The following is a 15,425-nucleotide window of genomic DNA, read 5'->3' on the forward strand; positions in this document are numbered from 1 at the left end:
GTTGATCAATTAGTTGAGTTTATAGCGAATGCCGATCAAATAGCTTTGTCCGTAATTATCGCTTCTGATTAAAGTATGTCCGTTTTCAACCAAGTCTTCCTTGATTTTGTTATTTTCAGGATTGGTACCTTTGATAAAGAGTTTGGTTGGCGTATTCAGCAGGTTGCCAGCTTTGATAAATGCACTGATGCCACCTTTAAATCGCTTCTCGGCCGAAAGGTCCATTTGGATGAAACCTTGTTGCCAAAGATCGTTGTTTAAGAACTGCGAAACGGTGTTGATGCGTGGACCGGTGTATGCGCCTGCTAGCTGTACATCCCAGCCCTTTTTGGTGTCTTTGTACAATAACGAAAGGTTGGCAATGTGTTCTGATTGTCCATATAATGGTCTAGATTGATCAACCGATATCGCTTTGATGTCGCCAGTAACGGCATCTCTTTGACGAGATGTTTTAGGTGTGGTAATTCTAGAGTGCGTGTAGGTATAGTTGGCTTTGATGCCGATTTTGTGGAAGAATTTGATGTAATCCAGTTCTGCTCCATAGTTTTTGGCATTGCCAAAATTACCCGGACTGTAATAAATATCTTGTCCACGGGTAGCATCTGGCTGAAAAGTGTATTCGATAGGATTTTTGATGCTTTTGTAAAAAACACCTACCAATAACTGTTCTGATGCTCCGGGAAACAACTCATAACGCAAATCGAAGTTATCTGCCAAGGCACGTTTCAGGTTCGGATTGCCACGCTCCTGGTACTCTTCGTTTACCACCTTGCTTGGCACAATTTCATAAAAACCGGGACGGTTTAACGCTTTGTAATAAGAGGCATGTAGTTGTTCCTTATCGTTAAGGTGATATTTTAAAGTTAAGCTTGGCAATACATCGGTATAAACTTGTTCGCCTGTTGGGTTGGTTTCTCCGGCAGGAAACAACAATTGGTAACCTTGGTTGGTATGCTCAATTCTGGCACCACCTGTTACCTGCAACTTATTGAGGCTAAAGTTTACCATGCCATAACCTGCACCAATTTTTTCGGTGGCATCGTAGGTTAGCGGATTGCTTACCGCGCCGGTAGGATTGCTCACCACCAAATTAAGATCGGTATAGTTTTGAAAGTCCTTGCCGTAAATTAGGCCTGCATTGGCTGCGGTAGGCGCCAAGGTATAGTTGTTAAAGAAGCTGCTTCTTTGTTTGTCGCGGTAGAGGCCACCAGCCATAAAATCGACCTTGGTACCAGCAATCGTTGCCGTGTAGGTTAAATCGAGATAACCTGCTTTGTCCTCATCGGTATTGCGTTCCCAACGGTGGTTAACCGGTGAAGTATTGACCAAAGCCAAACGGCTGTTTACAAAATTCTGTTGAATACCGTTCAGACTAATGGTGGTATTGTCTGGCACTTCGTTCCTGGCCGAAGAGTAAACAGCCGACCATTGTACCTTGAATTTATTGTCGAAGAATTTATGATCGCCATGCAAGGTGCTGTTATAGATTTCCTGCTCGGTTAGCCTGCTGCGGGTATTGTATACCAGTTCGGCATTGCCTTTGCTCGGATCGTAAACACCATTATAGGTAGTGCTCACCACATCGCGTAGCTGCTCGTTTTTTAGGTTAACGTAGAAATTGTAAAGACTGATTTTGTTGTTCTGGTCAAAGATATAATCAACCTTTCCATGGAGACCTAAACGCTTTTGTTGCTCCGAATACTGGCGCTCATCTCTACTGGTAATTACTGCATATTGATCAGTGCCTGTTACTGCCGAATTGTAGAAGGTGCTGTTGCTGCCACGATAGGTGTTCTGGTAACTGCCTGCTACAATTACACCTAACTTTCCGTCTAAAAAGCGTTGACCAATTGATAGGCTGCCAATTAGGTTTGGTGCAGGATTTTTTGAGGTATAAGCTAATGTTCCTTTGTTAAAATCGGCCTGGGTAGCATTGTAGGTTCTGCCATGCAATTCGTACGGCGACTTGCTGCTGATGTTCGATGAACTAAAGCTAGTAAATTTGCGGTCGAAGAACAATTGGTTATAACCCGTGGCCAGATTGGCATTGACCTGGAAGTGGTTTGGTGCGTTTTTCATCACCATGTTTACCGCACCGCCAATGGCATCGCCTTCTAGGTTAGGGGTAAGCGTTTTGTAAACTTCTAGGCGGTCTAGCAGGTCTGAAGGAAAAAGATCCAATGGTACGTAACGGTATTTGTTATCTGGACTAGGAATTTTAACACCGTTTACCAAAGTATAGTTGTAGCGTTTGTCCATGCCCCTTAAAATGGCATATTGCCCATCGCCATTGCTGTTGCGCTCTACCGATATGCCCGATACCCTTTGGATAACGTTGGCTACGGTCAAATCGGGCGAGATTTCGATGGCCTTGGCCGAAACGATATTCATCACCTGATTGGCATTTTGTTCCAATCGGCGGGCTTCGTTTTCATTGTTGCCATTCACTACGCCTTTAATGGTTACCTCTGTCAATATTTTGGAGGCGGGTTCCATGTAGATTTTCAAGGTTGGATTGTCCTCGTTTAAAATGGTAATGTTTTGCGTTACGGTTGCATAGGTGAGGTAAGAAACGCGAAGTACGGCCTTGCCTGCAGTTACGCTTTTTAATTCAAACGAACCATCAAGTCCAGTAGTAGTTGCCTTGCCGGTATTTTCTAATACCACGGTTGCGCCAACCACCGCTTCGCCTGTTTGTTTGTCGTAAACACGCCCCTTTAGTTTCGTTGCATTGGCTAGGCCAGCCACGAATAATAGGGGAAAAAGAAGTTTTAAAAATTTGCTCATTGTTTTGCGTTAAGTCAAGGATTTTAAATGACGCAGCAAAGATGTAAAGGCTATAGGCACCGAGTGAAATTTCGAGAGTTACAAAAAGGCAACAGCGTTACAAAGCACGTAGATGATAAAGCAACAGTTTTTTGTAATTATTTGTATTTCAGTAATTTACTGTTATTTAAAACCTCCGTTATCATTTCATTACCGTTACATTAACAAAATGTTAAGCGTTACAAGGCCAAAAAATAACCATCAAAAAAAGATCAAAGGGCTTGGATAAAAGCTGTCAGGTTATCACCCTGTTTAATGTTTAGTTTTTTCCTTAATCGGTAGCGCGAAACCCTTAAGCTATCTGTAGAAATGCCTAACAAAACAGCAATGTCTGCCGATTCGAGGTTGATCTTTAACAAGGATACCAGACGCAGGTCGGCTGCGGTCAATTCATTGCTGTAAACTTTCAGCTTGTCGAAAAAACTTTGATGAACCTTTTCAAAAGCGGTGGTGAATTCTTTCCAGTATTGTTCATGGCTAAAGCTATCGTTAATCTGGTTGATCAATTGCTGCATCTGTTTCTTTTGATCGCGCTTGTCGTCTTTTACCATGTCTTGGAGGGTATTGCGCAATTCTTCGAGAAACTTGTTGTTTTTGATCAGGTTGAGGGTATGGGTAGAAAGCTCCCGGCTTTTCACTTCAAGTTCCTGCTTCAGATTTCCATCTTCCAGTTGCTGGTTTTTCAGCTCCAGTTGTACCAGTTCGTGTTCTACCTCGCGTTGTCGGGCCAATACTTTTTGATCTTTGAGTTTGAGGCGTTGCCGGCTAAAAATAACAATACTCAATATGATCAGAAGTACTACCACAATAACCACAGCTACGGTAATGATGCGGTTTACTTTTCGGCTGTTGTTGAGGCGTGCAATTTCATCGCTTTTTTTGTTGATATCGTAAAGTACCTGTAAAAAAGAAGTTTGGCTAACCGCATCTTTGGAATAAACCTCCAACGAATATTTACGGCTCAATTCTGCATAGTAATACGCACTATCCATGCGTTTCATCAATTCGTAAGCCTTGCCCAAATCTTTGCTGCACGAAGCCAATTGATAAATGTTGTCGTTTTGCAATGCAAGGTTGTAAGCCTGTTTGGAGAAAGTAATACTCGCTTCGTATTGGCCTGTCTTTCTTAAAATATCGCCTAAATTGTTCAGCACCTCTATGCTCCCTACTTCATTATGATCTAGTTTGTAAAGCGCTAACGAATGTGTAAAACTGACTTGTGCCGAATCGTATTTAGCCAGGTCTTCATAAATGCTACCCAGATTCTCGTAAATTTTGGCTATTCCCTGCTTGTAATTGGTCAGTTTGTATTTCTCGAGTGCTAAACGCTGATAGTAAAAAGCGCTGTCGTACTGTTGGCGTTTTTCGTAGAGATGCCCAATATTGCCCAAAATTTGCGCCTGTCCCTTAAGATTGCCGTTTTGTTGATATAAAGCTAAGGCTTTGTTGTACTGCTGGCGCGACTTGTCGAGTTGCTTGTTGTAATAATAAAGCACGCCCATTTCACCCATGTTGGCCGCTAACAAGTCGCGTTCATTGTGTTCGTTAAATATTTTATCAGCATGTAGATAAAATTCCAAGGCCTGGGCATAATGTCCCTGATTATAGCAAACCTTCCCCATTTGTTGCAGGCAGAGGCCTTCGGCAAGGTAATCGTTTTGCGCTAATGCCTTCGCATGGAGTTTCTTGAGAATAATGAGCGCAGTATCAGGATGCTTTTGGCTGATCGCTTGAAGAGCAACCAGTCGTTCTGCTTGTGCCAGCGCAACAGTGTTTAGGCAAGTGATAAGGCCAATGACAAGCCAAAAAGATGAACGCAACTTTACCATACAAGCGCTGTGGACAAAAGGATTTATTTAATCATCAAATAAAGCAACTTAATGTTAATTTAATGTTACCTCAGCGTGTGCATTCACTTACCCATAATGCCTTGTTATGGCCTTGGATTGGTCATTTTTTCTGGCCGATAGAAATGTAAAAAAATAGAACAACTTGCAATGCTTCGTTTTTCTGGCCGATTTTGATCCGTATTTCTACCTGATTGGCAAAGGCCAATATAAGGTAGCTTTTACGATTTAACTATTTGTTAATAAGAGGGATTTATGTTTGTAGGGAGGTATCCAAACTAAATTTCCATGCAAAATACAAGTGCTATTTCCCGCAAATACCCTCTGGTTTGGGCATGCCTTGTGCTGTTGCTGTGCCTTGTTCAAAGTGCTTGCAGAAAAGATAAAAGCAAACCCGATTATCCCGCTGGTTCAAACGAATACATCAACAGCTGGATACTGGATAGCATGAAAGTTTATTATTACTGGAACAAAACCTTGCCTGCAAAACCTAATATCCATTTGGCGCCGGCCGATTTTTTTTCCGGTATTTTGAATCGGGACGATCGTTTTTCGCGACTCGTTAATCCGGCCGTACCCGAAAGCTATTACCCTTCTCTGGTGCATAATTTTGGTTTCGACATGGCAATATACCAAGAGAATGGTAGCCAAATTAAAACGGTGCTTAGCTTGGTAGTGCCCCAAAGCCAGGCGAACCTCAAAAGCCTGCAGCGGGGAGATGTGATCAAAAGGATCAATGGCGTAAATCCAAATGCATCAACAATGGCGAACTTAATCCTGACGGCCATTAAGCAAAGGAAGATCACACTCGAAGTTGAAGGCAAGGGAACCATTGAAGTAGGTGCTTCCATTGTAAATGAAAATCCAGTTTATCTTTATAAAACATTTACTGTTGGAGGCAAAACCATTGCCTATCTTTTTTATAACTCGTTTGAGGCAAGATCAAAATATGCTTTGCAAGCAGCTTTTAATTTTTTCAAGACGGAACAGGCCACAGAATTGATCGTCGATTTGAGGTACAATCCAGGTGGCGATATTGGGGTAAGCGCAGCAATGGCTACAGCAATTGCCAATGTAAGTGCCTCTAATGTTTTTGTAGAGTACCGAGGCAATTCCAATGCAGGCATCATTAAAGAGAATTTCGAAAATGCGATAGGCAAAATAACGGCTGGTTACAATTTCAGTTTTAATGAAATGAAGGCGATGCGCCTGCCTTTAAATCGCGTGTTTATTCTAACAGGTAGCCACACTGCTTCAGCGGCCGAATTTCTGGTTAAAGGTTTAAAGCCTTGGATCAATGTTACGCAAATTGGCACCACCACCCTGGGCAAAGACATGGCTTCTTTCAGTATTGAAGATAGCCATGCCGACAAAAACAACAAATGGCAAATCGAGCCCATGATTTTTAAGCTGTACAACAGCAGGAGCGAGGGTAATTATAGCACTGGATTAATTCCCGATCAGCAGGTTGATGAGTTTAGCGAAAGCCTGTTGCCATTGGGCGATGCCAATGATCCGCTGATCAAAAATGCAGTGGCAACGATTACAGGAACGGCTAAAAAAGCAGTTGCACAACGGCAAGAAACCAGGGTCTTGTTCGATTCGAGAGACATGGTTGATCGAAGTGCAAGACCAATACGCATCATGAGAAATAGGAATTAAATGCCGATTAACACAGAGATAATATTGAGTTAATCGGGCCATACTTTGAGTTAAATATCTTTACAAACACTACCGATAGCGTTTAATCAATGGAAAACTTGACAAAAGAAGTGATTAAGGCATTTATTGAAGGAGACGAAAAATCCTTTGGCCAGATCTTTAATGCCTACAGCAGAAATATCTGGCTGTACTTTTATCAAAATACCCGCTCTAGAGAAACCACCGAAGAATTGGTGAACAATACTTTTGTCCGCCTCTGGCAGTACCGAGAAAATATTGATGCTACACAAGGTGTAAAAAGCTACCTCAATAAAATTGCCCGAAGCATTTTCTATAACTGGCTTACGCAAGTGGCCAGGGATGCCAAGCTCAAGGAAGAGTATGCCAATTCCTATAAAGAAAACACGGTGGCCGGAGATCAATCTGCTCAGCTGAATGCCAACATCGATTTTAAGACATTATTAAACCAAGTAGAGATTTTGTTGCCTGAGAAAAGAAAGAAAGTGTTTTTAATGTCGCGCATTTCGGAGCTCTCGTATGCAGAAATTGCCAACCAGCTTTCTATTGGAAAGGAAACCGTTAAGGATCATATCAGCAAGGCTTCTCAAACTTTGGCTATTTTAAATAAATCTGAGGAATATATCTAGTTCACTGGTTCATTAGCTGATTGGTTCATTTTAATAGGTAGATCCTTCGCTTCGCTCTGGATGACAAGTTGGACTAGGTGGCAAGTTGAATAGTTGTTGCCAACTGAATATCGTCCAATGAGATTGCTTCGCGGGCTCGCAATGACGATGATGAGCCATAGACTATCGACTTCAAACTCCCGACTAAAAGACCATCGGCAACTTTCCTACTAGAAAAAATATTTTCCAAGACAGCCCCCCTTAGTACCAACTTCCATTGTATATGATGATAGTAATTGCCAAATACGGAACGGCGGCTACAGCTAACAATGGATCAGGAAAGAAAAAAAGAATTATTAAAGAAATTTGCTGACCGAAACCTCAGCCCTTCAGAACAGCAGGAGTTTTGGGAAATGGTAGGCGGTGGCGAACATTACGATTTGCTGGATGAAGATCAGGACCTGGACACAACAGCTCCTGTTGCCATCCCATTTGATATGGAGCAATCGTTGGCTTCTATTAAAGACAATGTAGTTGCGCAGATCCAACCACCAGCCAAAAAATCTTTTAAACTTTTTTATCAGTTGGTAGCGGGCATAGCCGCAGTGCTGGTTGTTGTAGTTGGCGTAAAAGCCTATCAGCACCATCGCTATATTCAAGACACCCAAACTTTCCTTACCGTTAATGTTCCGGTAGGTGCTACGCAACAGATAATTCTTGCAGATAGTTCGGTAGTTACCGCTTTTTCTGGTGCCGTTTTCCGTTATCCGAAGGCTTTTGCAACAAGCGAACGTCGGGTGTATCTTACTACAGGCAGGGCATTGTTTGAAGTGGTTAAAAATAGGGCCAAGCCCTTTAGCGTAGAAGCCGGCGAATTGCAGACTACAGTTTTGGGAACTTCTTTTACGGTACAGTACAATCCGGCTTACCGCTGGAGCAAGGTGAATCTTTACACGGGCAAGGTAATGATCCATCCTGTTAGCAAAAGTAGCGGGCCAACAGTTTACCTCAGCCCTGGAAAAGCCTATACGTACGTTGCCGGAAAGGGCAAGCTGAGCAATTTCGACCTGTTGAAGACCAATGCTGCCGATGGAATGCGCTTTGAACGCACGCCATTTAACGAGGCTATTTATCGCATTGCCTCTTATTACAAGATCAATATCGCATTTGACCAACAGGCCACCAAAAATTTTACGGTTAACGGCGATTTCAGCACACAGAGTTTAGGCGAAACGCTCAAAGTCCTCAGTTTTATCCATCAGATCCAATTCATAAAAACCGACAGCATAAATTATAAACTCATGAAGAAATAGCTACTCAACTAAAAATTAAAATAAATAGAAAGTGCCGTTCGGTAAAACGGCACTTTACAAATGCGGATAGCAACCCCGCTACTAAAAATTAAAATTTTGTACAAAAAAATCGTAAAAAATTTAACGAAAATATGCAATTAAATATTCATATCCTAACGGATATATGGGTAAAAAAATATCGTAACCCTCTCAGCTTCTATCTTTTCCTCTCGCTTCTTGTCTTCAGTACACCGCTCTATGCCCAAGCTTATGACAAAATTGCCGATCCAATAACCGTAAAGTACAATAAAGTAAATGCAAGCACCTTGCTCAAGGCATTGGGGCAACAGACTTCCTATCGTTTTTTTTACGATAACCTGCTGGATAAGGTAGAGCTGGAGAACATCAATTATAACAAAACTGCTCTTGGCAAAATATTAACAGAACTGACTAAAACCGGCCTTAGCTTTTCGTTGGTCAACAAATCTATTTCGGTAAACTATACCAAGCCTAAAGTGGTTGAAAGAAAGCCTGCTAATGGCCGTATTGCCGGGCTTATCATCGACGAGAAAGGCGAGACTTTGCCGGGAGCCGGAATAAAAGTGGTAGAATTGAACAAAGTCATCCAAAGTAGTGTTGATGGTTCCTATCAATTGAGTTTGGAGCCAGGTACCTATACCTTGGAAGTAAGCTATATTTCTTACCAAAGCAAACGCATTACGGGTGTGGTTGTCAAATCGGGCGAAACCACCAACCTTGATGTGGCACTTAAAGCGGCTTCGAGTTCGTTAAAGGAAGTGCTGGTTACTTCTTCCTTCAAAAAGGAATCGGTGGCAGGATTATACGCACAACAAAAAAACGCCGCTTCGGTAACCGATGGTATTTCGGCCGAGCAGATTGCGCGCACGCCTGATAACAATGTGGGTGCAGTACTGAAAAGAGTGAGCGGCATCACCACTTTGGACAATAAATATGTAGTGGTGCGTGGCTTAACCGAGCGTTACAATCAGGCATTGATTGATGGCATTACCATGCCCAATACCGATCTAAACCGTCGAAACTTCTCTTTTGATGTTGTGCCAACCGAATTGATCAGCAATGTAATAGTAAACAAAACCGCAACACCAGATGTGCCTGCCGAATTTGTAGGCGGACAGGTAATGGTAAATACATTGTCGATCCCTAATCACAACTTCCTGACCTTTAGTTTGGGTACAGGCTATAACGACCAAAGCACTGGCAAAGATTTTTTATCTGCTGGCGGAAGAGGAAAAAGTGATTATTTTGGCTTTGATGATGGCAGGCGCAAAATGCCACAAAACTTGGTGGCATGGAGTCTGGCTAATGGCCAAGATGACCCCCGGATTGAAGCCACCAATAGCCGAGGTTTTAAAACAGGTTATGCCGGAGCCATTGAGCAAAGCAAGCAGTTTAATCCAGAGGGTTTTAAGCGATACACTTATACGGCTGCGCCTAATCAAAACTATCGCCTCACTTTGGGCAGGTTATACAATCTAAATGAAGACAAAGGCCTTAAAGTGGGTTTTGTAGCAGGTTTAACTTATCGCAATACGCAACAAATCAATCCTTTTACTTCAGTTAGGGGTTTAGGTAGCAATGATAATATTTTGGCGCCAAGTCGCGTAATTACGGGTAACGACTATTTGTTTAATACCAATATAGGCGCGGTAGTGAATGGAGGTATACAAGGCAAAACATTTAAGATAAATGTAAAAAATGTATATACCCATATCTTAAATGAGGAATATTATCAAGGTAAGGGTATTACCTATGATTCGGAAAGAAAGCAAGAGCTTAATTTTGTTGATCCTGTATTTTCTACTATTCGGCAGCATAAGCTGGAAGGCGAACATACTTTTGGTACAAAAGGGCTTAAGCTCGATTGGAGTGCCGGTTATACCAATCTACATCAAGATCATAAAGATACACGTAGGTTCATTTATAGAGAGCTCGAAAATACCTTTGGCAGCTATTACCAAGAGCCAAATTTAACCACCACAGGAACTACAGTGGGTAATTATGTTTGGGATTATCGTTTCTGGACAGCCATTAAGGAAAGAGATTTGAACTGGGCCTTAAACGCAAGCTATCCATTCAATTTTTTGAAAGATAAAAGCTTGGTTAAAATAGGTTATGCCGGCTGGAACAAAAAAAGGACGCAAGACATCACTTTGGCTAAAATCTATGCCAAAAACGATACCCATACCACTACCGACCTTTATGAAACTCTACTTAGCCCAGAAAAAGTTGGCTATGGTGTAAATCAGGCCTATTATTTTATAGACCAAGAAAGCGCTGGTGGCGTATACAATGCCAATTCAAAATACCATGCGGCCTACGTGATGCTTGACCAACGATTTTTTCAAAAACTGCGCTTGGTTTATGGGGTAAGGGCAGAAAACTTTAACCTGGCTAATAGGTAAGAAGAAGAAATTAGAAGGAGACAATTGTTCGAACAACAAAATCCGGGTGTGGTGGTCAATACCGCCAAGCCTATATTGACCGGAGAGAAGAACTGGAATTTCTTGCCTTCGATCAATGCCATTTATAGCTTAACTGAGCGCATAAATATCAGGGCTTCTTATGCCAAAACCATGATCAGGCCAGATTTTCGCGAAACCTCAACTTTTGGGTTCCCCGATCCGATCTTACAGGCAACGATTAGAGGTGGCAACCTAAGTAGTACCAAGATCCATAACAGCGATTTGCGTTTCGAATTTTACCCAACTCCGAGTGAAATTTTATCGGTATCTGCTTTTTACAAATACCTCGACCGTCCGGTAGAGCTTGTTGATTTAAGCCCTGGCGCATCAACGGTTACCTTAACTTATCAAAACCAGCATGCTGCAAAAAATACAGGTGTAGAAATGGAGTTTCGCAAATCCCTTAATTTTATCAGTGATCGTTTGGCCAACTTCAATTTCTTCGGTAATGCGGCTTATATCTGGAGCGAAGTGAAAACGGTTTCCATCGTAAAAAACCCTGCTTATAATCCTGCCAATCCAACTGCGCAGCCAGAAAACATAGAAGTTGTACAGCCTTTAAAACGCCCTTTAATCGGCCAGTCTCCTTATATTATTAATGCAGGCTTGGGTTATCAATCTGCTTATGCGGGTGCTACTTTAAGCTTTAACCGTTCGGGCTACCGCTCTTACCTGATTTCGGCAGATCCTGCCCAAACCGAATTTCAACGTGCCCGCAACTTGCTAGACCTGCAGCTTAGCGGAAAATTGCTGAAGCAAAAAGCAGAAATTAAGCTTAACATTAGCAATGTGCTCAATACCTCCGACCAATTTTATAACAACAGAAATTCTTGGCAGCAAGAAGCCGGAGCTACAAACTTTGTAAGAACAAAAGGTACAGACAACTACGAAGCTGAAAACGGCGATAACCTGCGCTACAAAACCACTTATGGGCGTGCTTACAGTTTAATTTTTACCTATAATTTTTGACAAGTTAAAATAGTGTGATTTCTTATTTAAATAATTGATAATCAGATAATTATATCATTAAAATAACAATTTATTAACATAGCAATTTTATCTTAGCATTACTAAAAATTAAAACCAAAAAATCAAAAAAAATGGTAAAACAAATCAAAACGGGAGTGGTAGCTATGGTAGCTATCGCAGCCTTAATGACAAGCTGCAAGAAAGATTTCAGCAACGGTGGAAGCGGTAACTTCAATCGTTCAAAATCAGCAGGATTCACTAACCCAACTCAAAGTATTCCAGTTGACGCTGATGGCGTAATTCAGGATAACTTTGATGGAAACGCAACAGACAACATCATTAACCTAACCAGCAATAAAGTATGGTTAATTGATGGCGTAAGCTATGTGCCAAGTGGCAAAACCTTAAAAATTCCTGCAGGCACTATCCTTTCGGCAGGCGTTGACAAAACCTATACAGGTATTGAAGGTGGTGTTACGGTAACTAAAGACATTCATGGTGTATTGGTTGTAGTAAAAGGTGCTAAAATTGATGCACAAGGAACTGAAGCCAATCCAATCGTATTTACTTCTCCAAATGCTCCTGGCAGCAGGGCGCCTGGCGATTTTGCTGGTGTTATTTTATTAGGTTCTGCTCCAATCAATCAGCCAACTTCTACCGTAATCGAAGGCTTGCCAATTCCTCCAGCGGCTGTTGACATTACTTATGGTGGTTCGAACGCTAGCGATAACTCAGGTATCATGGAATATGTACGTATCGAGTACCCTGGTTTTGTGTTGTTCGCAAACAACGAAATCAACGGTTTAACTTGTGGTGGCGTAGGTTCAGGTACTACTTTGAACCATATCCAAGTAACTTATTCTAGAGATGATAGCTTCGAGTTCTTTGGTGGAACCGTAAATGCTTCTCACTTGGTTGCTGCTGGTGGCGATGACGATGATTTCGATTTCGACTTCGGTTATACTGGTACTATTCAGTATGCAGTAGGTGTAAAAGCTTTAAATTCTACACACAGTACTTCAGGTGGTTCATCTGATGCTAACGGTATCGAGTGCGATAACGATAAAACTGGTAGTGGCTTAACTCCATTAACCCACCCAGTATTAAGAAATCTTACGCTTTTGGGTACAAGCTCAAACAATGCAGCGCTTAAAATCGGTGCTCGTTTCAGAAGAAATGCAACCTTTGATATCCAATATTCGGTAATTGCTGGTTTCCCTGTAGGTGTAACTAACGAGAATGGTGCTTCTGGTACTTATGCAAATAATATCCTTCATGCTTTTGGCTTAACTGGTGGTGCGGTAACTCCATCAAGCAATGCTGATCCAGCTGAAAACTATTTATTGTTCGGCGATGGTATTGGTTCTCCATTTTATGTAAGTGATGTTGCAGGTTTGGATGTTGATCAATTGATCCCTGATGCAGCCTCTTCATCTCCAGCTGCAGGTAGCCCATACAAAGGTGCTATTGATCCATCTGTGAGTGCAGGTAATACTTGGTTAAAGAACTGGACATTGTTTGCTACTCAGAACAAGGTTTACTAATCTCTTTTTCAAATTTCAAAAGACAACTTCCCATTGGGAAGTTGTCTTTATTTAAATCTTTTAATTAACGTAATGATCAAATTCTTCAAATACAGCTTTCTGCTTGCAATATGCGGCATCTTGCTTTTTGCCTGTAAAAAACAAATCGTAGAAACCACCCAGTTTGGGTTTCTGAACTTGAGCAATCAAACTACTTATCCAAACGAGGAAATATCAATAACCTATAACAATGCTCCGTTAATTGTATCTACTGCGGCAGCGAAGTTCAGTAACATCAAGATCCCCGTAGGACAGGGGAAAATTGCTTTTAAAGACAAAACTGGACAAACTTTTTTAGACACTGTTTATAGTGCGAAGGCCAATAAGTCGAGCAACTGGATTTTGTTTCAGCCTGTAACGAGCATTAAGCCTATTATATTAGAAAACAATCAGGCAGACGAGCCCAAGCCAGTGGCCGGTTTTATTAAGGTAAAGGTGGCTAATTTTGCGCCACATATATTCGCAGATCAAGTTGATCTGGCCTTTTATTTCAATAACCCTGCTACCAATAAACTGGTGCCTGCCGATACTTTAGAAAAAGTAAGTGGGAAATTTGATGGATACATTAACGTAAACAGATTCACCGCAGCCAATAAAACAGGTTCTATTTTTATTTTAGATTCAAAAACAAAACAAAGGCTGATTTCAAGAGCCATGCCATTTTCTGCTTCTGGCGATTTTAGCGTATTTACCATTTATTTAGTAGAAGATGCGGTAAATGGAGTTGCAGTTAATAATTCTACCTATAAAATTGCTATAAAAACATTGTTTCAAAACTAGCTTATAGAAAACATAGATTTACTTCTTAAATTGGCCAAAAAATTTGAACATGATAGCACACCACGTTTTGTTTTGGCTAAAAGCTGATACGAGTACCGAGCAAAAAGCTGCCTTTCTAAAAGGCCTGCAAACCCTCGAGCATATTGACATTGTAAAATCTCACCATATTGGTACGCCTGCGCCTATCGAAAGGGCTGTGGTGGATACAACCTATACCTTTAGCTTGGTTCTTTTCTTCGAAGACCTCGCAGCACATGATGTTTACCAGGTGCACCCTATACACAAGGCATTCTTAGACGAGTTTCGTGTTTTCTTTGAGAAAGTAGTAATCTACGACGCTCAAGATTAAAAGAAAAAAGCCTCGAATTAATTCGGGGCTTTTTATTTGTATCGTTGTTAACTTACCTTTTTCGTCAGGTGGATTACCGGTGCGCCTTCGGTTAACTCAGGTGCCACTGCCGCAAACCCGGTCAAGTAGGGTTGCTGGTTATGTGCGGCTAAGCCTGCTTCACTTGCCCATTCTTCATGAAAAATAAAAATGTTTTCATCTTCGGCTGATTGATGCAAGTCATATTGGATGCAGGCTTCTTCTTGCCTTGAATGAACCACCATGTTTTTCAAAATGGCTTTTAATTCTTCAGCTTTTCCGGCTTTGCTTTTAACTAAGGCTGTGAGATAGATGCTCATGGGGAATGTTTTTAAGGTTGAATAAATCGATTAGGTGCTGCTCGTAATATTTTAAGTCGCGATGAATATCAGCATTCTTTTCTACATCATGAAAATGGATGCCTGGTATGGGTTTCATTCCAGTAAAGGCATTCATGCGGTGAAAGCCAAACAGCACGCCTTCGTCTACACTTTTCTCGTTAAAAAATTCTCCTGGCAGGGTAAAAGCCGTAGCAGGTGCATTCCAGCTGCTGGTTACCATATAGTGGCGGCCATGCAGCATGCCTCCGGTGCCATAGTTAATTTCCGGATTGGCCGATGAACGCCCATCACTATGGTAAATGCCTGTTTGATGTCCAGCTGTGAATACTTCATCGATGTATTTCTTCAGTCCATTAGGTACCTGAAACCACCAAATTGGGGTATGGTAGATGATCAGGTCGGCCCAAACAAAGTTTTCTACTTCTTTGTCTAAATCGTAAACATCGTTAATGTCTGTTGAACGGACAGTCACTCCAGGCAGTTTGCCCAAAAAATCTACGCTAAAATCGGTAAGGGTTTTATTGAAGCGGCCACCCGAATGTCCGAAGACCTGACCGCCATTAATGATAAATATTTTTTTGAATTCCATGATCTTTCTAATTGATGAAACAAAATTACCGCAGTTTTA

12 protein-coding genes are annotated in these 15,425 nt (G+C 41.5%); 8 read left to right on the forward strand and 4 right to left on the reverse strand.

What is annotated here, in order from left to right; all coding sequences use genetic code 11:
• Nucleotides 1-9 precede the first annotated feature (9 nt).
• Together AC570H_RS20980 and AC570H_RS20985 are read right to left on the reverse strand one after the other, a co-directional pair.
• The gene (locus AC570H_RS20980; RefSeq protein WP_497358598.1) at nt 10-2,787 is read right to left on the reverse strand and encodes a TonB-dependent receptor; all 2,778 of its coding nucleotides are present in this window, start codon (nt 2,785-2,787) and stop codon (nt 10-12) included.
• Nucleotides 2,788-3,038: 251 nt separating this feature from the next.
• A complete protein-coding gene (locus AC570H_RS20985; protein ID WP_497358600.1) occupies nt 3,039-4,655 on the reverse strand; it encodes a helix-turn-helix transcriptional regulator in 1,617 nt (538 codons plus the stop codon).
• A 306-nt stretch (nt 4,656-4,961) separates the two neighbouring features.
• Here AC570H_RS20985 and AC570H_RS20990 point away from each other — a divergent pair, with 306 nt between their 5' ends.
• From AC570H_RS20990 to AC570H_RS21025, 8 genes are all read left to right on the forward strand, one after another.
• Nucleotides 4,962-6,335, forward strand: a complete 1,374-nt coding sequence (locus AC570H_RS20990; RefSeq protein ID WP_497358603.1) for a S41 family peptidase — start codon at nt 4,962-4,964, stop codon at nt 6,333-6,335.
• A gap of 89 nt (nt 6,336-6,424) precedes the next feature.
• A complete protein-coding gene (locus AC570H_RS20995; RefSeq protein WP_497358605.1) occupies nt 6,425-6,982 on the forward strand; it encodes an RNA polymerase sigma factor in 558 nt (185 codons plus the stop codon).
• Between the two features lie 308 nt (nt 6,983-7,290).
• Entirely contained in the window at nt 7,291-8,274 is a 984-nt protein-coding gene (locus AC570H_RS21000) for a FecR family protein (RefSeq protein WP_497358607.1), read from the forward strand.
• A gap of 131 nt (nt 8,275-8,405) precedes the next feature.
• A complete protein-coding gene (locus AC570H_RS21005) occupies nt 8,406-10,697 on the forward strand; it encodes a TonB-dependent receptor (protein ID WP_497358609.1) in 2,292 nt (763 codons plus the stop codon).
• Nucleotides 10,698-10,721: 24 nt separating this feature from the next.
• Nucleotides 10,722-11,726, forward strand: coding sequence for a TonB-dependent receptor domain-containing protein (locus AC570H_RS21010; protein ID WP_497358611.1), 1,005 nt, complete (start codon nt 10,722-10,724; stop codon nt 11,724-11,726).
• A 131-nt stretch (nt 11,727-11,857) separates the two neighbouring features.
• Nucleotides 11,858-13,270: a beta-helix domain-containing protein gene (locus AC570H_RS21015; protein WP_497358613.1), complete on the forward strand. Its 1,413-nt coding sequence runs from the start codon at nt 11,858-11,860 to the stop codon at nt 13,268-13,270.
• A gap of 72 nt (nt 13,271-13,342) precedes the next feature.
• Nucleotides 13,343-14,089: a hypothetical protein gene (locus tag AC570H_RS21020; RefSeq protein ID WP_497358615.1), complete on the forward strand. Its 747-nt coding sequence runs from the start codon at nt 13,343-13,345 to the stop codon at nt 14,087-14,089.
• A 49-nt stretch (nt 14,090-14,138) separates the two neighbouring features.
• Nucleotides 14,139-14,438, forward strand: a complete 300-nt coding sequence (locus tag AC570H_RS21025) for a Dabb family protein (protein WP_497358617.1) — start codon at nt 14,139-14,141, stop codon at nt 14,436-14,438.
• Nucleotides 14,439-14,485: 47 nt separating this feature from the next.
• Here AC570H_RS21025 and AC570H_RS21030 read toward each other — a convergent pair whose 3' ends face one another.
• Together AC570H_RS21030 and AC570H_RS21035 are read right to left on the reverse strand one after the other, a co-directional pair.
• The gene (locus AC570H_RS21030) at nt 14,486-14,776 is read right to left on the reverse strand and encodes a putative quinol monooxygenase (protein ID WP_497358619.1); all 291 of its coding nucleotides are present in this window, start codon (nt 14,774-14,776) and stop codon (nt 14,486-14,488) included.
• Nucleotides 14,748-15,386 carry an NAD(P)H-dependent oxidoreductase gene (locus AC570H_RS21035; protein ID WP_497358621.1) on the reverse strand — a complete coding sequence of 213 codons (639 nt, stop codon included), beginning with the start codon at nt 15,384-15,386 and terminating at the stop codon, nt 14,748-14,750. Before AC570H_RS21035 ends, AC570H_RS21030 begins: the two co-directional genes overlap by 29 nt.
• Nucleotides 15,387-15,425: the final 39 nt, after the last annotated feature.

Source organism: Pedobacter sp. B4419 (assembly GCF_059693725.1).

Excerpts from the sequence above, each read along its gene's own strand:
- AC570H_RS21025 (WP_497358617.1), top strand. The coding sequence starts at position 14,139 with ATGATAGCACACCACGTTTTGTTTTGGCTAAAAGCTGATACGAGTACC.
- AC570H_RS21005 (WP_497358609.1), top strand. The coding sequence starts at position 8,406 with ATGCAATTAAATATTCATATCCTAACGGATATATGGGTAAAAAAATAT.
- AC570H_RS21000 (WP_497358607.1), top strand. The coding sequence starts at position 7,291 with ATGGATCAGGAAAGAAAAAAAGAATTATTAAAGAAATTTGCTGACCGA.
- AC570H_RS21020 (WP_497358615.1), top strand. The coding sequence starts at position 13,343 with ATGATCAAATTCTTCAAATACAGCTTTCTGCTTGCAATATGCGGCATC.
- AC570H_RS21035 (WP_497358621.1), bottom strand. The coding sequence starts at position 15,386 with ATGGAATTCAAAAAAATATTTATCATTAATGGCGGTCAGGTCTTCGGA.
- AC570H_RS21015 (WP_497358613.1), top strand. The coding sequence starts at position 11,858 with ATGGTAAAACAAATCAAAACGGGAGTGGTAGCTATGGTAGCTATCGCA.
- AC570H_RS20985 (WP_497358600.1), bottom strand. The coding sequence starts at position 4,655 with ATGGTAAAGTTGCGTTCATCTTTTTGGCTTGTCATTGGCCTTATCACT.
- AC570H_RS20995 (WP_497358605.1), top strand. The coding sequence starts at position 6,425 with ATGGAAAACTTGACAAAAGAAGTGATTAAGGCATTTATTGAAGGAGAC.
- AC570H_RS20990 (WP_497358603.1), top strand. The coding sequence starts at position 4,962 with ATGCAAAATACAAGTGCTATTTCCCGCAAATACCCTCTGGTTTGGGCA.
- AC570H_RS20980 (WP_497358598.1), bottom strand. The coding sequence starts at position 2,787 with ATGAGCAAATTTTTAAAACTTCTTTTTCCCCTATTATTCGTGGCTGGC.
- AC570H_RS21030 (WP_497358619.1), bottom strand. The coding sequence starts at position 14,776 with ATGAGCATCTATCTCACAGCCTTAGTTAAAAGCAAAGCCGGAAAAGCT.